At 59.7% G+C, this 17,268-nt stretch carries 22 protein-coding genes and 1 tRNA gene; 17 read left to right on the top strand and 6 right to left on the bottom strand.

From position 1 onward, the window contains the following. Positions 1-131: 131 nt before the first annotated feature. Positions 132-422: a DUF982 domain-containing protein gene (locus AC245Y_RS09845; protein ID WP_017988273.1), complete on the bottom strand. Its 291-nt coding sequence runs from the start codon at positions 420-422 to the stop codon at positions 132-134. An 881-nt stretch (positions 423-1,303) separates the two neighbouring features. Here AC245Y_RS09845 and AC245Y_RS09840 point away from each other — a divergent pair. From AC245Y_RS09840 to AC245Y_RS09830, 3 genes are all read left to right on the top strand, one after another. Further along, positions 1,304-1,513, top strand: a complete 210-nt coding sequence (locus AC245Y_RS09840) for a hypothetical protein (protein WP_017994017.1) — start codon at positions 1,304-1,306, stop codon at positions 1,511-1,513. Positions 1,514-1,516: 3 nt separating this feature from the next. Next, positions 1,517-2,095 carry a Fic/DOC family protein gene (locus AC245Y_RS09835; protein ID WP_017994016.1) on the top strand — a complete coding sequence of 193 codons (579 nt, stop codon included), beginning with the start codon at positions 1,517-1,519 and terminating at the stop codon, positions 2,093-2,095. Between the two features lie 140 nt (positions 2,096-2,235). Next, the gene (locus AC245Y_RS09830; RefSeq protein ID WP_026157346.1) at positions 2,236-2,973 is read left to right on the top strand and encodes a hypothetical protein; all 738 of its coding nucleotides are present in this window, start codon (positions 2,236-2,238) and stop codon (positions 2,971-2,973) included. Between the two features lie 18 nt (positions 2,974-2,991). Here the strand turns inward: AC245Y_RS09830 and AC245Y_RS09825 are convergent, their stop codons facing one another. Together AC245Y_RS09825 and AC245Y_RS09820 are read right to left on the bottom strand one after the other, a co-directional pair. Further along, positions 2,992-4,485 (bottom strand): FAD-dependent monooxygenase, encoded by a 1,494-nt coding sequence (locus AC245Y_RS09825; protein ID WP_017994014.1) that lies wholly within the window; start codon positions 4,483-4,485, stop codon positions 2,992-2,994. A 339-nt stretch (positions 4,486-4,824) separates the two neighbouring features. Further along, positions 4,825-4,995, bottom strand: a complete 171-nt coding sequence (locus AC245Y_RS09820) for a hypothetical protein (RefSeq protein ID WP_012757375.1) — start codon at positions 4,993-4,995, stop codon at positions 4,825-4,827. Between the two features lie 146 nt (positions 4,996-5,141). On the opposite strand from AC245Y_RS09820, the gene AC245Y_RS09815 reads away from it, so the two are divergent. Beyond that, positions 5,142-5,369: a hypothetical protein gene (locus AC245Y_RS09815; protein WP_012757374.1), complete on the top strand. Its 228-nt coding sequence runs from the start codon at positions 5,142-5,144 to the stop codon at positions 5,367-5,369. Between the two features lie 79 nt (positions 5,370-5,448). On the opposite strand, the gene AC245Y_RS09810 is transcribed toward AC245Y_RS09815, so the two are convergent. Together AC245Y_RS09810 and AC245Y_RS09805 are read right to left on the bottom strand one after the other, a co-directional pair. Then, complete coding sequence (locus AC245Y_RS09810) at positions 5,449-5,652, bottom strand: CsbD family protein (protein ID WP_012757373.1); 204 nt, start codon at positions 5,650-5,652, stop codon at positions 5,449-5,451. Between the two features lie 169 nt (positions 5,653-5,821). Continuing rightward, a complete protein-coding gene (locus AC245Y_RS09805) occupies positions 5,822-5,995 on the bottom strand; it encodes a hypothetical protein (RefSeq protein WP_245274015.1) in 174 nt (57 codons plus the stop codon). Between the two features lie 322 nt (positions 5,996-6,317). Between AC245Y_RS09805 and AC245Y_RS09800 the strand changes: the two genes are divergently transcribed. Next, positions 6,318-6,512, top strand: coding sequence for a hypothetical protein (locus AC245Y_RS09800; RefSeq protein WP_012757371.1), 195 nt, complete (start codon positions 6,318-6,320; stop codon positions 6,510-6,512). Between the two features lie 126 nt (positions 6,513-6,638). Continuing rightward, positions 6,639-6,839, top strand: coding sequence for a hypothetical protein (locus AC245Y_RS09795; protein WP_012757370.1), 201 nt, complete (start codon positions 6,639-6,641; stop codon positions 6,837-6,839). A 29-nt stretch (positions 6,840-6,868) separates the two neighbouring features. Here the strand turns inward: AC245Y_RS09795 and AC245Y_RS09790 are convergent. Then, a tRNA-Lys gene (locus AC245Y_RS09790) sits at positions 6,869-6,944 on the bottom strand. Positions 6,945-7,154: 210 nt separating this feature from the next. On the opposite strand from AC245Y_RS09790, the gene AC245Y_RS09785 reads away from it, so the two are divergent. The 11 genes from AC245Y_RS09785 (at position 7,155) to AC245Y_RS09735 (ending at position 17,101) form a co-directional block, all read left to right on the top strand. Beyond that, positions 7,155-7,904, top strand: coding sequence for a cytochrome c biogenesis CcdA family protein (locus AC245Y_RS09785; RefSeq protein WP_012757366.1), 750 nt, complete (start codon positions 7,155-7,157; stop codon positions 7,902-7,904). A gap of 215 nt (positions 7,905-8,119) precedes the next feature. Beyond that, positions 8,120-8,890, top strand: coding sequence for an SDR family NAD(P)-dependent oxidoreductase (locus tag AC245Y_RS09780; protein WP_012757365.1), 771 nt, complete (start codon positions 8,120-8,122; stop codon positions 8,888-8,890). Positions 8,891-9,001: 111 nt separating this feature from the next. Beyond that, positions 9,002-9,796 carry a potassium channel family protein gene (locus AC245Y_RS09775; RefSeq protein ID WP_012757364.1) on the top strand — a complete coding sequence of 265 codons (795 nt, stop codon included), beginning with the start codon at positions 9,002-9,004 and terminating at the stop codon, positions 9,794-9,796. A gap of 278 nt (positions 9,797-10,074) precedes the next feature. Beyond that, positions 10,075-10,581 carry an Lrp/AsnC family transcriptional regulator gene (locus AC245Y_RS09770; RefSeq protein WP_012757363.1) on the top strand — a complete coding sequence of 169 codons (507 nt, stop codon included), beginning with the start codon at positions 10,075-10,077 and terminating at the stop codon, positions 10,579-10,581. After that, positions 10,578-11,741, top strand: a complete 1,164-nt coding sequence (locus AC245Y_RS09765) for a saccharopine dehydrogenase family protein (RefSeq protein ID WP_017994011.1) — start codon at positions 10,578-10,580, stop codon at positions 11,739-11,741. Before AC245Y_RS09770 ends, AC245Y_RS09765 begins: the two co-directional genes overlap by 4 nt. Positions 11,742-11,833: 92 nt before the next feature. Further along, entirely contained in the window at positions 11,834-12,622 is a 789-nt protein-coding gene (locus tag AC245Y_RS09760; RefSeq protein ID WP_012757361.1) for an ABC transporter substrate-binding protein, read from the top strand. 113 nt (positions 12,623-12,735) lie between these two features. Beyond that, on the top strand, positions 12,736-13,413 hold the full coding sequence (locus AC245Y_RS09755; RefSeq protein WP_017994010.1) for an amino acid ABC transporter permease: 678 nt from the start codon (positions 12,736-12,738) through the stop codon (positions 13,411-13,413). Continuing rightward, positions 13,410-14,084, top strand: coding sequence for an amino acid ABC transporter permease (locus AC245Y_RS09750; RefSeq protein ID WP_012757359.1), 675 nt, complete (start codon positions 13,410-13,412; stop codon positions 14,082-14,084). The genes AC245Y_RS09755 and AC245Y_RS09750 overlap by 4 nt, the downstream gene beginning before the upstream one ends. 32 nt (positions 14,085-14,116) lie before the next feature. Next, positions 14,117-14,845 (top strand): amino acid ABC transporter ATP-binding protein, encoded by a 729-nt coding sequence (locus AC245Y_RS09745; RefSeq protein WP_012757358.1) that lies wholly within the window; start codon positions 14,117-14,119, stop codon positions 14,843-14,845. 112 nt (positions 14,846-14,957) lie between these two features. Continuing rightward, complete coding sequence (locus AC245Y_RS09740) at positions 14,958-15,749, top strand: SDR family NAD(P)-dependent oxidoreductase (protein WP_017994009.1); 792 nt, start codon at positions 14,958-14,960, stop codon at positions 15,747-15,749. A 416-nt stretch (positions 15,750-16,165) separates the two neighbouring features. Further along, positions 16,166-17,101, top strand: a complete 936-nt coding sequence (locus tag AC245Y_RS09735; RefSeq protein WP_017994008.1) for an MBL fold metallo-hydrolase — start codon at positions 16,166-16,168, stop codon at positions 17,099-17,101. Positions 17,102-17,268 lie beyond the last annotated feature (167 nt).

The following is a 17,268-nucleotide window of genomic DNA, read 5'->3' as shown; positions in this document are numbered from 1 at the left end:
GCCGCGGCGCCTTGTGCCAAGAAATAGGCGATCATCCGATCAGCAGATATCGAAACCAGAACGCGCCGCAACTGATGTGACGGCGCGCCCTCCCTGCCATGCAGACGGCCCGCAACAGGCCTATAATCTTACTAAGCATTACCAATTTGGTGGTTCATCGGTCCGTCGAATTTGGGGCCACCCTCGACCTTCGCAAGGACGCCAGCCATCTTCAGGAACCGCCGGAAATTCTCGCGCGCAGCGCTCAGCGGGAAACGCCCATTGGCCGCATCTCTGCACGCCTTCAACAGCGTGTCATACGCCAAACCCCGTTTGTCCTCCGGCCACCCGTCCAGAACATCGAAGATTTCATCGAGGCACGTGACCTCATCGATGATATGTTGACGATGAAGCAGAATCGGATCGAACCGAGTTGACGACATAGTATCCTCCCATTTATATTACTTTTTTATGGTGTAATTTTACTCAAAAATCGCAATCTATTCAAGTCGAAATCGCGTCCACTTGACTATTAACGTCGCGAAACTACTTCCATAACGACAGAATAGCCCGACCAGGCTAGACTTACGTGAATTTAATCATCAACTGAGGCGCGACACATCACGATTATAGATTGATTGATCAATCGTGCGAATGTTTCGGCTCAGGTGAGCGTGATCTAGCGGGCCACAAGTTTTCGTATAGGCTCGCGTTGGCATGGTAGATTGCGACCATGACAGGCTTGTGAGGAGACGTTCAGATGAACCGATTTTTTCCATTGGTAGTGGGAGTGCTGATCAGTGTGTCCGCGTTCACGTCTTCCTGCACATCGCCTGCAAGGCAGGATCACCAGGACTTTCAATATCAGCGGAATACATCGGTAAACCCGGCATGTGCGGATGGGTTCAGACCCAGCAATGCTCGCTCGTGCAGCTATTGAAAGGCATAGAGCCGGAAATTGGTCCTGCGCCGAAGGTGGCACGCTACAGCAATTGGACCGGTTGGGAACTCCAAGCCCTGCCTCACCGTTAAGTGATCGGGTCACAATGGCCCGACACTAAACAGGAGAACGCTTTCCCATGAACAATTTGATCTGGCTTGTCGGCGCTGTCGTTATCGTGCTCGCGATTTTGAGTTTCTTCGGCTTCCGCTGATTGCAGACACGTGCTGATGGAAATGTCGTGGCTCAACCGCGTCTTCCCTTTCCGGCGATCGGACGGACGATGAATCCTCCGCGCCGATGGATCGCTGAACAGCGACTTAACAGTACCTTTCCGGTCATAAGACAGTAGGCAAAGGGTTGGGTTGGATGGTACGATGCGACATGGCAAAAGAAACGAAATTAGGTCGATCTGCTGAATCCGGCCGGTTTGTCACACGTCCGATCGGTGAAAAGAAGGCGGAGAAATTCGCCGCGGTCGAAGGTTTGAAGATGAGTGCCGGTTCCAAGGCGCTGTCGCAGAAACTAACGTCCGGCGACCTCAAGGGGGACGCTTACCGCCGAGAGATACTTAAAGCCTTCAAGAAAGTCTGACGGGTGGTCCGTTACAATGCCGTCGAGGATCCGCTCTGTTATCCAGGCACTCACGTCCTACGCAACAAGGCAGATATCGAAGATCAAGAGCAGCTTAATCAATTCGAACAGCTGATGTTCGATTCCCGCGCAACGGAAGCTCTGCCAGAGGGCAATTGGGATTTCGCGCACTATCGGGCGCTGCACCATCATTTTTTCCAGGATGTATACGAGTGGGCCGGGAATATCAGAACCATCCGCACCGGCAAGGGTGACAACTGGTTCGGTTATCCTGAATATATCGAGCCGGAGGCCAAGCGGCTGTTTGCTCAATTGGCAAGCCGCGAATATCTCGCCCAAACCGGAAAAAAGGACGCCTTCGCTGAAGACTCAGCATGGTTTCTGGCGGAAATCAACGCGATCCATCCATTCCGCGAAGGTAACGGACGGATCCAGCTGGTCTTTCTGACGATGCTGGCGCGCAATGCAGGATATGAGATCGATGAAGACCAACTGCGCCCTGGGCCGTTTCTACAAGCGATGATCAAAAGCTTCCACCGCGAGTTGGCGCCTCTCGTCAACGAAATCCGGCGAATGATTTAGGCCGCAACAGGCAATCTCCCCCACCGCCGCTTCTTCGCAGAATGACGTGTGATCACCGCAAAAAGTGGATGATCACCCCCTCGGCCTTCCTTTACAATCAGCTGTTTCGGCCCCCCAAGGCAGATGGCAAAGGAAAATTGATGGCTCGTCTTATGGGTCCGGATGAAGCGACTCAATCGGAAAAGCGGACTGCCAAAGCGGACCAGCCGGATGGCTTGTCGCGGAATGTTACGGCCATCAAGGTCGGCGACTGTCTGCTGGGTTACAAGGCCGTCCAGCGCCGTACGCGGGCCAGCCGTTGGAACCATTTCCGCGGCCGGATGCGCGAGATCGAAAAATTGATCAGGCATCGCCACGGAGACATCGTGCCGGAGGCCGATGACGCATTGATTTACGTCGAGGTGATCGCCGGCCTCGCCTTGGTCGAATTCAAGGAAGAGTTTGTCGAGGTGGTCCTCGGCTGGGCGGCGCGATGGCTTCCCTGGGCTGGCAAAGCCGAGATAGAGGACGTCATCTACGAGCGGACAAAGTTGCGCTTTTCCGACTTGTCCGCCGACGCCCTCGGCCATGCTTTGCACTTAAGCTACGCAGAACGGAGCGCCCTCGATATCCGCACCATCGGTGCCTTCGATGTGCCGAAACGGAAGAGAGCAAAACTTCAAAAGGAAAAGCGGCGGCAGCGGGACCGAAGCCGAAAAGAGGAGCAGCGCCGTGCCGCCGGCGCGCTTTCCAGAGCCGATTATCTCGCCAATTCTTTCAGCCAAGTGCGCCCCTGGGAGGCTTTCGGCATCAGCCGCCGGACATGGGAACGCCGGGGTAAGCCGATGCCGGATGCCACGACGATATCGGATTGCGATCCGATCTCGCTCGCCGCTTAGGTCAGCGCTTTTCGGCGTTTAGCCGTGTGATCCGAACCAGCTATTCATCGCCTCTTGCAGACCATCCTGCGTCCTGTCGCCTACCCACGCCACATATCCATCCGGCCGGATCAACACTGCCATTGGCGCGGAGACCAAGCCCAGCGCAGGCAGCTCCCATGCGCCGTCATATCCGGCGTCAACCAATTTGATGCGGTCCGAGCACGGCGCGATGTCGAAGCTGCCGGCCGCGCCGAGGTTCAAGAACACCGGCCGCGCATCCTGGAGCAGCTTATAGACGCGCGTGGGACCATCAGGCGTGGTGAGGTCGAGGTCAGGCATGCGGCGGCCGAGCAGCGGATGCCCCTCGCCGAACTCGTAGCGAATCGCCAATCCGGACATTTCGGCAGCGATCCGTTTGCGCGGCTCCTCCATGCCAAGCAACTCCGTCACAATGTCACGCAAGGCTTCGGTGCGATCGTCGGTGCGCTGCAATGCGACCTGCGCCATCGTCGTGCGCAACACGCGGGCCGCAACCGGATGCCGTTCGGCGTGATAGGTGTCGAGCAAGGCGTCAGGCGATCTCCCTTTAACCACCTGGGCCAGCTTCCAACCGAGATTGACGGCATCCTGCACACCGGTATTCAGGCCCTGCCCGCCGACCGGAGAATGCACATGGGCGGCATCGCCAGCGAGGAGTACCCGGCCCTTGCGGTAGGCCGTTGCCTGCCTGGACATGTCGGTGAACCTGGAAATCCAGTTGACGCGATGGAGTCCGTAATCCGTTCCGAATGCAGCAATGAGCGCTTCTTTGAGATCACTGAGCGTCGGTTCAGTCGTCGCGCCGGCATTCGTCTCCGGCACCATCACGCCGATCGGACCCTCTTTGGCAAAGACGATCTTGCCGTCGTGAATTTCATACTCCTCCCTGCCGAAGGCATAGATGCCAAGGGCCGTGCGATGGATGCCCAATGGCGGCTCCTCGTCCATCTCTACTTCGGCGAGAATGTTGCCGGTCGTCGGATCCCATCCTTCAAACGCGATGCCGGCAGCCTTGCGAACCAGACTGCGGCCTCCATCGCAGCCGACGAGATAGCCTGCCCTGAGCAACGCGGCATCGGAGAGATCAAGGGTGACGCCGGTATCGTCCTGCGCGAAACCCGTTACCTCAAGGCCGCGATAGATCGGCACCGCCAACTCGCCGACCCAGCCGGCCAGAATGCGCTCGATATGCTTCTGTCGCAGCGCCAGCCCGTAATTGTGCCGGGTCGGAAAATCGCTGATATCAAGCCGCGTGACCGCAAACCCCGTGACCTGGGCTATCTGCCCTTCCGCGAGGAACCGGTCGACGATGCCGCGCTGATCGAGAACCTCGAGCGTGCGCGCACTCAGACCGCCGGCCCGCGTACCTGCAAGCTCCTGATTGGGTCGGCGCTCGACGATGGCGACGTCGACGCCCGCCAAGGCCAGTTCGCCTGCCAGCATCAGGCCCGTCGGCCCTGCCCCTGATATCACGACTGCATGTTCCCTCATCCGTAAACTCCTCTGTTCCGGCGCACTCTCTCAGGGTTCCAGACAGAGCTGGCCCCCACTGCTTCTCCCCAATCTCATCGCTTCTGCGCAGATGCCGATTTTCTCTGTCGCAGGTTGTTCTCCCTATAATAAGAGTTCCATACTGGTTGGAAGGACTTGCGACAGGATGTCGGGCTTGCTTTCCGAAGCCATATTCTTTGCCACTTGCTGATCTGGTGCCATGGAGCACAGGCGTTTCAGTACGACCTGACTGGGTGGGCGCCGGATTTTGACAGGCATCTTCCCCGGTCATCGTCTGTTCTCGAACGGCGATCAATCAATGACTTGGAAAGAGGTATCTTACTGCGGAGCCGGAGCTTTTTGCGGAATCGTCTCGGCCGCCGGTCGCTCGGACGGATCGGCGGGATGGCCATAGATCGTGTACGCAGCCCCCGCCAGCACCCCCAGGACGAGAAGAGCGAGTACGTACAACATCATGCCGCGGATGGCCGTCTTCGGTGTCTTGTCCATCAGGGATCTCCAGGATTGCTCAGCGGTCAAATTCAATGCGAGCGCTTTTGGTTCTGACGCGGCGGTTGTTCAAGTGAGTAGCCGCTCACGGAACGATCAGGTCCGGATTTGGTTAATCCACATCCTCATCGCTAGCGGAGGCCACCATGTGGGCAATCCTCACCGGAGCCGCTCTCATCATCGGCGGAGTTCTTTTTCTCTTTACGTCGGCGCTTGGTCGAAGACCGAGTGATCCGCATCGAATGCCGCAAGGCGGCACCACGCTGGAACCCCGGCGCCAAGGCCTCAGGTTCCTCGGCCTATCGCAAAACTGGCCGGCGCTCGCCGTGATCGCGCTCGGCGTCCTTCTCCTGGCTTTTGGCGGATATTCATGACGTCCGACGGACATCAGCCGCCTTAACTCCACTCCTTCGGCAGCAAAAACCCGGCTTTCACCGGGTTTTTGTTCTGTGACTACCAAGTTTGGCGACCAGACCAGTCATCGATGTCGCGTTTAATACGATCCTTTTCGATGCCATACCGCTCCTGGATCTTGCCCTCCAGCTGGTCGCGCTTGCCGGCGATCTGGTCGAGATCGTCGTCAGTGAGTTTGCCCCACTGCTCCTTGACCTTGCCCTTCGCCTGCTTCCAGTTTCCTTCGATACGATTCCAATCCATGGTGGATTTCTCCTGTTGTTGATGAGGAGAAAACGGACCGCAGCGGAATTTGGTTCCTGTGTCTGAGCCAATTTCTTAAACCGTCGCGTGACCTGTATCGACGCACATAAACGACAGGTTAGGCCATTCGCGCAGGCGCTCGCCAGCAGCGGATCGCCATCGGCTCATTTCAGTGTTTGAGCAAATGCGCACCTATTGTACCGACCATAGTGCGGAGATCATCTTTTGATCGTACCCCATGCTCGAACATGGAGATCAACTCTTGAGCTGCTTTGATTGCACTTGGGCTATCCTTGGCGCAGCAGCGCGCGGCGCACCATTCGTCATAGATGTCTTTGATCATTGTGAGGTCTTCTGGACCCAGTGCCGACTTGGAGCCGTGCATACCTTGAAACATCGCAATCCTCCCAGATGCTGACGTGACACGTAACCACAACGAACTGATTTTATAACAACTTCCAGAAATTTCAATGGGTGGCATGGCACCGAGTGAAGCTCAATTCCTGCGGGAAAGACGCAAGGCGCTACCCATCTCAAATCAAACCCACACTCCAAACAAGGAAATCTGAATAAATTTTTGGAGCTATACTAGATGTTGAAAATATTTATCTAGGCCTAAGCAAATATTTCTTTGCGTGTTATACTGTACCAACGGGAGAGGAACAATGTCACTCAATGTATTCGTTAGCCTCTACAATTTAGGCGGCCTGGACGCACTTAACGTTTCCCTGCGAAGCCTTTCAGATGACGAAAGGCTTGGCGCTTTACTCTCGCTTGAGAAGATAGGGTACGAAGTGATCTGGAATGCCCAGCGAAAGCCGGCTTCTGCATATGTGTGGAGCGGGCCGAACGAGAATTAGTTGCCAGATGGGACAAAGACCTATCACGACAATGAGGGTGAGACCTCACGACCTTGTGTCTCCCTTCACCCGCTTAAAAAGCAGATGTTCCACCCTCCTATCGATCCGAAGGAAGCGAGGGCGATCATGATCCGATCCCAGATAGCCGACGCACAAACCGTGTTGAGCGACGAAGAAGTTGCCCTCTGCCAGAGAGTATTCGACCACATCAGCTCGATGCGACAAATCACAACAGACACCGAGCGCGAAGATCTTGCTCGGCGGGTTATCCATTCGTACCAGCATGGGGTGAAGGACGAGGGCGCGTTACTGCGACTGCTGATCTAAGATCGCGGCAGCTATCTTGAAGATTAAAATGGTGAGAGCGTCGGGGTTCGAACCCGAGACCTACTGATTAAAAGTCAGTTGCTCTACCAGCTGAGCTACGCTCTCCCTCTCCGCGGGTGTGACCACCCCGGCTGGAAGTGGGCGGAACATAGGCAGGCGACCCATGCCGGTCAACCGAAAATTTTGCCTTTTGCAAACGTTCGGCACATTTCTTGCGGGCTCAGACACAGATGTCTCGCGCGCGCAAAAAGGTGATTGGCAATCGCTTGCCTGCAAAGCTAGGAACATCACGCAGATTGCAGCCGGAGAGAATGCGTGTCGATTGCCGATATTTCCCTGTGGAGCGCGTTGATTGCCGGGGCGCTTTCCTTTCTGTCGCCCTGCGTGCTTCCCCTCGTCCCGCCCTATCTCTGCTATATGGCCGGCATCTCCGTCGAGCAGTTTCGCGGCGGCGGTGCAGTGGCGGTGGCGCCCGACGTCAGGCGCGGCGTGTTCTTTTCCGCACTGCTCTTCACGCTCGGCTTTGCCACCGTCTTCGTGGCGCTCGGCGCCGGTGCTTCCAGCATCGGCATGGTGCTTCGCCAGCATCTCGACCTCCTGTCGAAGATCGGCGGGCTGATCATCATCGTCATGGGGTTGAACTTCCTTGGCCTCTTTCGAATCGGGGTGCTGGCGCGTGAGGCGCGCTTCCAGGGCAGCGGCAAGCCGGCGACGCTGACGGGCGCCTATATCATGGGCCTTGCCTTCGCCTTCGGCTGGACGCCCTGCATCGGCCCCGTGCTTGGCGCAATCCTCGGCGTTGCCGCCTCGCGCGAGACGGTCGGCTCCGGCGCCGGGCTGCTCGCCATCTATTCGCTCGGCCTTGCCATCCCCTTCTGGATCGCCGCCGGCTTTTCCGGCTCCTTCATGCGCTTCCTGTCGCGCTTCCGCCGCCATCTCGGCACGGTGGAAAAGGTGATGGGTCTGTTCCTCGTGCTTACCGGCCTCGCCTTCCTGTTCGGATGGGTCAGCAATGTGGCGATCTGGTTCCAGCAGACCTTTCCGATCCTGATGCAGATCGGCTAGGCCACCGGCTGCCGATTTTCCAGGCCATGGTGCAGGTGCGCGGGCTCCTCCGCTTCCTTCCGCGCCGTCTGTCGTCGTGTGCAGGTATCGGAAAAAGCGTCCCACGTTGCCGGATCGCCCATTGGTCAAAGAGACACTCCTCAGCATGCTGAGAATATCTGGCATCCGCACGCCGACACTGCCATAAATGGAGCTTCATCGAGGGAGGCATCGTGATGCAGAAGAATGCGCCGGACTTCAGCCTTGAGGGCAAGGTGACTTTGGTGACAGGAGCGAGCCGCGGCATCGGTCGAGCTTGCGCACTTGCCTGCGCCGCAGCAGGTTCCAATATTGTTTTAGGGGTCCGCGATGTCGCGGCGTCGGCGGACCTGGTTGCCGAACTCGAGGGCGCGGGCCGAAAAGTTCTCCCTGTTGAACTGGACATCCCCAACAAGGCCCATATCGCACAAGCCGTCGACGCGGCGCTTGCGACATTCGGCCGGATCGACGTCCTCGTCAACAACGTCGGCGTGGCTCCAGGCAATCTCGCGGAACTCGTCGAAGAGAAGGATCTTGACGAGATACTCGACGTCAACATCAAGGGTACCTTTCTGATGACGCAGGCTGTGGGCCGGCACATGATCAAGCGCAACGGCGGCCGGATCATCAACATCAGCTCACAGGCCGGCACCGTGGCACTGCGCGGCGAGGCAATCTATTGCATGAGCAAGGCGGCCATCAATCACCTCACGCGCTGCCTTGCAGCCGAATGGGCACGCTATGACGTCACCGTAAATACCGTATCGCCGACATTCATTCACACCGATGGCACAGCGCCTTTTCTATCCGACGCCGACAATCGGGAAGCGACGCTCGGTCACATTCCGCTCGGCCGGATCGGTGAGACCGATGATGTGGTGGGTGCCGTCGTCTTCCTTGCATCACCGGCTGCGAGCCTGATTACCGGCGCTAATCTGCTGGTAGACGGTGGATGGTCCGTCGCCTGAGACCGAGGCGGCCCCTGCAGGGCAAGTCCTGTCCAGACGAGAACAACGATTTGCCGGACAAGGATCTCTTCGGCGACTTGCGGACGCCGATGAGGGATCTACATTCCCTGGATGAAAACTTTCGAATCCGACGACGGCTCTCTGCAGAATTCGCTTCGTCAGGTGCTGCGAGGGCTCGATAGGGCCGACGGCAGGCAGGCGATTGCCTTTCGGCTGGTATTTGCTGCCATTGACGTCGCCATTCTCGCCTTCTTCCTGCTCGGTCCGTACCTGCGATCCGGTCCGTCCTATCTGATCATCGACTATGCGATAGCAGTGTGGATCGCCGCCGAGATGGTCGGCCGGGCGGTCGCCGCATTCTCTTTGCGCGAGTGGATTCGGCGACCGATGACCTGGATCGACTTCGTGGTGCTGGCCACGCTGTTGCTGCCGGACCTGCTCTTCAATTTCGCTTTCCTGCGGATCATGCGGTTCTGGGCGATCGGCACCAGTCCGCTGCTCAAGGACTTGCTGCGCAAGGCCGGCTATTTGTACCTTCTCGACGTCGTCCGGGCGGTGATCAATCTCCTTGTGTTCCTCTTCATGGCAACCGGGTTCGTCTATACGTCCTTCTTCTACAACAGGGAGGGAAGCGAAGGATTCGTCGATGCGCTATACTTCACGGTCGCGACGGTGACGACGACGGGATTCGGAGACATCACGCTTCCGGGAACGCTGGGCAAGCTCACTTCCGTTGTGACGATGATCGTCGGCATCTCCCTATTCGTCAGGCTTGCTCAGGCAGTGGTCCGCCCTCACAAAGTGACCTATTCCTGTCACCGATGCGGCCTTCAGCGCCATGACGCCGACGCCGTTCATTGCAAGGCGTGCGGAGAGGTCTTGAACATACCGGACGAGGGATCGTGACCGTCGACCCTGGCTAGCCGATACGCCAGGAATTCGCACGCAGTCGTTGTCTGAGAGCGCCTCAAGATCGTATTGAACGTGGAATCTTGCGAGCGAGTTAATCGTCGCGGCAAAACGCCGACGGCCGCCTTGGCGTGCCTGGCCCTGAAGGGCCCGCATTCTCGTCGATTGAATGCCGAATGATTGATGTGCTTGCCTTTCAAAAGAAAATGCCTAGGATATCTTCAGTTTTATAAGAAATATCTTCAGATTTTTTCTATTTATGAAAGCCATGACCATTGCGAGAACATCTCGATCAGACCGACCGGCGACTGGTTAAACTGCTGTCGGAGGATGCGCAGCTTGGCGTCAATCGCCTCGCCGAGAAGATGGCGATCTCTGTTCCGACAGTGCGTATGCGCTTGCGAAACCTCCTGGGCCGCAACCTGCTCAAGATCGTCGGATTGCTGAACCTGACCGAGCGTCCGGAATTGATCTCGGCCATTGTCGGCATCAATGCCCAGGGGCGCGGGCAGGCCCGGAAACTGGCGGAACGCATCTCCGAGCTGCCTTTCGTGAACTCCGCCTGCGTGGTCACCGGGCGCTTCGACATTATCGTCGACGTGACAGTGGTCGGCGATGTCGCCGATCTCTACCGCGTCACCAGCGAGTTGATCCCGGGCGCGGGCGAGCCGGGCGAAGTCGTGCGCAGCGAGACCTTCGTCGTCATGGCATCATGCAACAAGTGGGTCAGCCTGCCGGAAGGTTGCTGGTCGGACGAGAATCCTCGAAAGGAAAGCGCGTGAAGATCGCGGTACTTGGCGGCCTCGGGTTGCAAGGGCGCGCCGCGATCACCGATCTCGTCGCCAGCGACGGTGTCGAGCGAGTGGTCTGTTTCGATACCGCGCCGGATGGCGCGGCCCTGCTTGCCGGACTGACAGACATTGGCCGCATTCGTTTCGTGGTGCCGGAAGGCCCGATCGGTCCAACGCTGGCGGATGTGATGGAGGACGCCGACGCGGTCATCGACCTCTTGCCGCAGCCGCTGATGCGCGAGGCGGTTCTCGCGGCGATCGCCACAGGCACGCCGCTCGTCACCACCAATTACGGCAAGGCCATCGCCGATCTCGATCCCGCGGCCACGACGGCGGGCGTTTCGATCATGACCGAATGCGGGCTCGACCCCGGCATCGATCTGGTGCTTTACGCGCGTGCCGCCAGGCAGTTCGACACCATCACCTCCATCGACTCCTATTGCGGCGGCATCCCCGAGCCGAAAGCGACGACCGAGCCGCTACGCTATAAGGTGAGCTGGAACTTCGACATGGTCTTGACGAGCCAGAATCGCGACAGCGTGCTGGTCGAAAACGGCGAACGGGTCGACGTGCCCGCCGCCCGGCAACACGACAACCGTTTCATCCATCAGATCGAGTTCGCGGGCCTCGGCAGGCTGGAGGCCTTTCCGAACGGCGATGCGCCGCACTATTCCGACATGCTCGGCCATGCCAAAGGGCTGCGGCGCGGTGGCCGCTATTCACTGCGTTGGCCGGGCTGGTCGGCTTTTTGGGCTCCGCTGAAGGAACTCGGCTTCCTCTCCGAAGACAAGGTGCCGGGCATTGGCACCAGCCCGCGCGAATTTCTCGGCCGGATGCTCGGTCCGCAATTACAGTATGGTGTCGATGAGAAGGATCTTTGCGTGATGCGCAACGTGTTCTCCGGCAGCGAAGGCGGCCGCCGCAAGACAGTGACATCGGACCTGATCGTAGAGCGCGACCTGACGTCCGGGCTGTTCGGCATGAGCCGCGGCGTCGGCTATCCCGCCAGCATCGTGGCGCAGATGTTGGCCCGCGGCGAGATCGCTAAGCCTGGCCTGCTCAACCCGCTGATGCATGTGCCGGACGGTCGCTTCCTCGACGAGTTGGCCAGGCGCGGCATCCGGGTTTCCGAGACGGTCAGCTGGGATTGAGAGTTTCGAACGCGGTCGCCGCCGGGAACGGCGCCGAGGTTCAAAAGGCACCCACGGGTGGGTAGGACAACGACAACCGGGAGGAATATGAAATGAACATTACCAAGTTTTTCGCCGCAGCGGTCGCGCTTGCCAGTATCGCCGCCGCCGCCAATGCCGGAACGCTCGACGACATCGCCAAGCGCGGCGAGCTGCGCGTCGCGGTGCAGACACAAGGCCCTCCCTTCTCGTTGGTCGACGCGGCCGGCGAACGGACCGGCAGCTCGGTCGAGCTCGCCGAATTGATGGCCAAGGAAATGGGCGTGAAGATCACCTTCCTTGATTTCGACTGGGATGGCCTGATCCCGGCGCTGTTGTCCGGAAAGGCCGATCTCCTGGTCGCCGACATGACGCCGACGCTGGCGCGGGGAATGAAGGTCGCCTTCACCAAGCCCTACATGTATACCGGCAGCACCGTCTTCACCAAGGCCGGCGGCAAGTTCAACACGACCGGAGACTGCAAGGCCAAGGGCACCAAGATCGCGGTACTGCTCGGTGCCACCGGCGAGAAAGAGGCCAAGGCCGCCTTTCCCGATGCCGAGATCAAGAGCTACAAGGGTGGCGGCCCGCTGCTGCTCGATGCCGTCAATAACGGCCAGGCCGATTGCGGCGTCAACGACGTCTCGGCGGTCAAGGGTCAGTCAACGGCTTATCCGGCCGGCAGCTTCACCATTATGCCCGACATGCTGTCGAAGGAGCCGTTGGCATTCGCCACGCGCTATGACGAACCGGACCTGTTGATCTGGATGAACCAGTTTCTCGACCAGGTCACCCTCGACGGCCGTCTGCAGAAAAACCTCGATTATTGGGTCAACTCCGACAACTGGAAGAAGGATCACTAAGCCCGACCCATGGTTCAAGCATCCATCTGATCCGGCCGGTTTCGCGCGCGCTTCGGCGTCGCGAGACCGTCCGGGACATTTCGTCTTCCGCCGTCTGGGATAGGCCATTCGCCATGCTCGAGAACTTCAGCTTCCGCGCCATCGTTGAATATCTGCCCTTGTTCGGGCAGGGTCTCTTCACGACGGTGTGGCTGTCGCTCCTCTCCTTCGCCGGTGCGCTCGCCGTTGGCATCGTGCTCGTCGCCATGAACCTGCAGCCCGCCCGGCTGTTTCGCCTTCCCGCCAAGGCCTTCATCGACGCGGTGCGGGCCACACCCTTGCTGGCGCAGCTCTATTTCCTCTATTTCGGTCTGCCTCGCCTCGGCTTCATCCTGCCGGAACTCGTTGTCGGCATTCTCGCCTTGTCGCTGAACAGCGGTGCCTATATTGCCGAGATCATCCGTGCCGGCATCCTGTCGATCCACCGCGGCCAGGTGGAGGCAGGCATCGCTTCGGGCATGACCTTCATCCAACGCATGCGCTTCGTCATCCTGCCGCAAGCCTTCAAGGTGACGATTCCACCATTGCTCGGCCAAGCGATCGTGCTGGTCAAGGATTCGGCCTTGCTATCGTTGATTTCGGTCGCCGAACTGACCCGTGCCGGGCAACTGCTCGCCTCCGACCGCTTCATGCCCGCCGAAGGGTTCATGACCATCGCGGCCTTCTACCTCCTGCTCTATTACGGCCTGAAGGGGCTAGCGGCGCTATCCGCGTACTGGCTCGGATTGGCGCCGACAGGAGCGCGGACATGATCTGGCAGCAGTTGCAGAGCCTCGCCGGCAGCTATCCCCTCGCCTTGCGTGGCCTCGGCATGACCGTCGCGTTGTCGCTGATTAGCCTGGTGCTCGGTACGCTGATCGGCTTTTGCCTCGGCATCCTTCGGACTGGTGGAAGCCGGCTTTTAAGCGCAGCGATCGGCTCCTGGGTCGACCTGATCCGCGGCACGCCGTTCCTGGTGCAGATCTTTCTGATATTCTTCATTCTGCCGGAATTCGGCATCGAGCTCGACGCCTTCAGTGCCGGCATCATTGCTCTGACAAACCTCGCGGCTTGTTTTATCTGCGAGATCGTCGCCGCCGGCATCCGCGCCGTTCCAACCGGCCAGATCGAGGCGGCGCTGGCGTCCGGGCTGTCACGGTGGCAGAGGATGCGCCAGGTCGTGCTGCCGCAGGCGATGCGGATCGTGTTGCCGCCACTGGTTGGCCAGTACGTGCTGCTGATCAAGGATTCCTCCGTCGTCTCGGCCATCGGGCTCACCGACCTCACGCGGGTCGGCTGGCTGGTGGTGCAGCGGGTGCCGAATGGGCTCCTGGTCTTCTTCCTGGTCGGCGTGGGTTATTTCATTGTCTGCTATCCGCTCATCATGCTCGCCCGCCGTCTGGAGCTTCGAATGGGCGCGGCCCATGGCGAGGTGCGATTGTGACGCCGCCGCAGAATCCGAAAGGTTGAACCAGCATGATCGAGTTTCGCGCCGTCAATAAATGGTTTGGCCCACTTCATGTGCTCAAGGATATCACGCTCGACGTCGCGCCGCGCGAGGTCGTCGTCGTCTGCGGTCCATCCGGCTCGGGCAAGAGCACCTTGATCCGTTGCGTGAACGGTTTGGAGACGATCCGTGACGGTGACTTGGTTGTCGACGGTCAGCGTCTCGGCGATCGCACCACCAACATGACACTATTGCGCGCGGAGATCGGCTTTGTCTTCCAGTCGTTCAATCTCTATCCGCACAAGACAGCGCTGGAGAACGTCACGCTGGCGCCAATGCACGTGCGCAAGATCCCGCGCGCCGAAGCCGAGAAGGCCGGCCGCGAGCTGCTGGCCAAGGTCGGGCTCGCGGACAAGGTCGATGCTTACCCCGCGCAACTGTCGGGCGGCCAGCAGCAGCGCGTGGCCATCGCGCGCTGCCTCGGCATGCGCCCCAAGATCATGCTGTTCGACGAACCAACCTCGGCGCTCGATCCCGAGATGATATCGGAAGTGCTCGATGTCATGGTCGCCGTCGCGGAGGAAGGCATGACGATGATGGTGGTGACCCACGAAATGGGCTTCGCCCGCAAGGTCGCGCAACGCGTGGTGTTCATGGACGCCGGCGCCATCGTCGAAAGCGGCACGCCGGATGAATTCTTCGCCCACCCGAAGACCGACCGCAGCCGCGCCTTCCTCGGCAAGATTCTGCGCCACTAGAGCCCGTTGATCGGTTCCCTCCCCTACGCGAAAGGATTATCCGCATCGTTGGCTGTTGCGAGACCGGCCGCCAGTTCATACGTTCTGTCATCCAACCTCACAGGAGCAGAAGATGCAGATCGACCTTACAGGCAAGACCGCTCTGGTTACCGGATCCACCGAAGGCATTGGATACGCAATCGTCCGCCAGCTCGCGAGGGCGGGTGCGAACGTGGTGGTCAACGGCCGGTCCGAGGAAAAGACCGCGAAGGCCGCCGACCGCCTGAAAGGCGAAGGCGCCAAGGGAAGCGTGACCGCGGCGGCAGCGGATCTCGCAACCGCTGGCGGATGTAACGCTCTTGTCGCCCAGGTTCCTCACGTGGACATCCTCATCAACAACGCGGGCATCTTCCAGCCGCTAGACTTCTTCGATGCGGACGACGAGGTATGGGACCGCCACTGGCAGGTGAATGTCATGTCCGCCGTCAGGCTTTCGCGCGCATATCTTCCGGGCATGCAAAAGCTCGATTGGGGCCGCGTCATCTTCATCGCGTCCGAATCCGGCTTTAACATACCGGTCGAGATGATCCACTACGGTGTCAGCAAGACCGCGGACATCGCGGTTGCCCGCGGCCTTGCCAAACGCATGGCCGGCACAGGCGTCACCGTGAACTCCGTCCTTCCCGGCCCCACGCTGTCCGAAGGCGTCGAGGCGATGCTCGCCGAGGAACGTGCGAGGACAGGGAAACCGATCGAGGAGGTGGCGGCGGACTTCGTCAAGAAGCACCGCGCCGGTTCGATCATCCAACGCGCCGCGAGCGTCGAGGAAATCGCCAATCTCGTCACCTATCTGGCCTCCCCTTTAGCGTCCGCAACGACTGGAGCTTCGATGCGCGTGGACGGAGGCCTGATCGACACGCTCTGACGGACTCCACCGACCGGCCACTGCATCGTCTTCGTCGGAAGTTGTCTCCGCGATGCGCTGCCGTGGCGGGCTATTTGCAGCTTTTCGAAGCGGCTTTCGCGCGCCCGCCATGGTCCGCTGGCCCGGCAAGATGCCTCCCGGCAGCGTAGAAAACGGCATCATGTCCGGCCTCGACTGTCAAAAATGACATTTGTGGCGAGCCCAGTCACAGGCATGCCGCGTTCGCTGATCTGATCGAGTCCGCCCATCAGCACGCCGCCGACAGCAAAAAGCGAGGCCTGGACCTATGCCGTGGTATGGCTTGCCCTGTCCCTCGGCCCCACCCGCCCTTATCCCTCGACCCAATCGATCGAAAACACGGCTCCATGTAGCGTCGTCGATGCCGTGTTTAAGGCGGCGGTCAGAAGGAGACGAACATGAACCTTGAGACAAAGATGAGCCTGGAAAACACCGCACACACCGGCAGACCTCGGCTCGACGAATTGGTTCCGTCGCGCTACGCGGTGCAGGTCGGCGAGATTGAGGTGCTGGTGGTCAGCGACGGGGTGCTACCGCTCCCAACCGCGATGCTGGGACACAACATCGATCCCGCCGTCCGAGCGGCCTGGCTGAAAGACATGTTCCTGCCAGCGGACGCTTTCGACTGGGCGCTGAACGTGGTCGTGGTACGCAGCGGCGACCAGACCATACTTCTCGACGCCGGGTTGGGGCTCGACCCGGACCTGCACCTGCCGCGGGCCGGGCAGCTGATCAAGCGACTGGAGGCCGCCGGCATCGATCTTGCGTCGGTGACCGACGTGGTCCTGACCCACATGCACATGGACCACATTGGCGGGCTGCTCGTCGACGGAGTGAAGGACCAGCTGCGTCCGGACCTGCGGATCCACGTGGCGGCGGCAGAGGTCAAGTTCTGGGAGGCGCCCGATTTCTCTCGGGTCTCCATGCCGCCGGGCTTCCCGGACGCGCTTCGGGCGACCGCCAAGCGATTCGCCAAAGAGTATCGCAGCCATCTCAGGCTGTTCGATGATGAGTACGAGGTGGCGCCGGGCGTGGTCGTCCATCGCACCGGCGGCCACACCCCCGGCCACAGCGTGGTCCGCGTGGCCTCCGGCGGCGACAGGCTAATGTTTGCCGGCGACGCCGTGTTCGCGGTCGGGTTTGAACATCCGGACTGGTACAACGGCTTCGAACACGACCCCGAGGAGGCGGCGCGCGTTCGGGTCCGTCTGTTGCGGGAACTGGCGGAGACCGGCGAGCAGCTGGTGGCCACTCACCTGCCGTTTCCCTCCGTCGGCCGGGTGGCGGTGGACGGCGACGCCTTTCGTTGGGTGGCGGCCTTCTGGGACTATTGATCGCTTGTTGGCGGTCGCAGAGCGTGTACTCATCGCGTGAATGAGTCCACGCTCTACTGGTTTGTTTTTTTGAGCAATTCCGAACGCAAAACCGCTACACAGTTTCGCTGGAATTGCTCTTGTTTCTGCGCAATTCCTGACGAAAAACCGCTACACACTTTTGCTGG

The organism is Rhizobium sp. SRDI943, assembly GCF_057653695.1.
This window is presented reverse-complemented; position numbering and strand designations above follow the sequence as displayed.

Coding starts and splice junctions, on each gene's coding strand:
- AC245Y_RS09810 (WP_012757373.1), bottom strand. CDS start 5,652: ATGGATTGGAATCGTATCGAAGGAAACTGGAAGCAGGCGAAGGGCAAG.
- AC245Y_RS09795 (WP_012757370.1), top strand. CDS start 6,639: ATGATCCGATCCCAGATAGCCGACGCACAAACCGTGTTGAGCGACGAA.
- AC245Y_RS09825 (WP_017994014.1), bottom strand. CDS start 4,485: ATGAGGGAACATGCAGTCGTGATATCAGGGGCAGGGCCGACGGGCCTG.
- AC245Y_RS09815 (WP_012757374.1), top strand. CDS start 5,142: ATGTGGGCAATCCTCACCGGAGCCGCTCTCATCATCGGCGGAGTTCTT.
- AC245Y_RS09820 (WP_012757375.1), bottom strand. CDS start 4,995: ATGGACAAGACACCGAAGACGGCCATCCGCGGCATGATGTTGTACGTA.
- AC245Y_RS09845 (WP_017988273.1), bottom strand. CDS start 422: ATGTCGTCAACTCGGTTCGATCCGATTCTGCTTCATCGTCAACATATC.
- AC245Y_RS09755 (WP_017994010.1), top strand. CDS start 12,736: ATGCTCGAGAACTTCAGCTTCCGCGCCATCGTTGAATATCTGCCCTTG.
- AC245Y_RS09840 (WP_017994017.1), top strand. CDS start 1,304: ATGGCAAAAGAAACGAAATTAGGTCGATCTGCTGAATCCGGCCGGTTT.
- AC245Y_RS09750 (WP_012757359.1), top strand. CDS start 13,410: ATGATCTGGCAGCAGTTGCAGAGCCTCGCCGGCAGCTATCCCCTCGCC.
- AC245Y_RS09760 (WP_012757361.1), top strand. CDS start 11,834: ATGAACATTACCAAGTTTTTCGCCGCAGCGGTCGCGCTTGCCAGTATC.
- AC245Y_RS09800 (WP_012757371.1), top strand. CDS start 6,318: ATGTCACTCAATGTATTCGTTAGCCTCTACAATTTAGGCGGCCTGGAC.
- AC245Y_RS09740 (WP_017994009.1), top strand. CDS start 14,958: ATGCAGATCGACCTTACAGGCAAGACCGCTCTGGTTACCGGATCCACC.
- AC245Y_RS09780 (WP_012757365.1), top strand. CDS start 8,120: ATGCAGAAGAATGCGCCGGACTTCAGCCTTGAGGGCAAGGTGACTTTG.
- AC245Y_RS09805 (WP_245274015.1), bottom strand. CDS start 5,995: ATGATCAAAGACATCTATGACGAATGGTGCGCCGCGCGCTGCTGCGCC.
- AC245Y_RS09775 (WP_012757364.1), top strand. CDS start 9,002: ATGAAAACTTTCGAATCCGACGACGGCTCTCTGCAGAATTCGCTTCGT.
- AC245Y_RS09735 (WP_017994008.1), top strand. CDS start 16,166: ATGAACCTTGAGACAAAGATGAGCCTGGAAAACACCGCACACACCGGC.
- AC245Y_RS09745 (WP_012757358.1), top strand. CDS start 14,117: ATGATCGAGTTTCGCGCCGTCAATAAATGGTTTGGCCCACTTCATGTG.
- AC245Y_RS09830 (WP_026157346.1), top strand. CDS start 2,236: ATGGCTCGTCTTATGGGTCCGGATGAAGCGACTCAATCGGAAAAGCGG.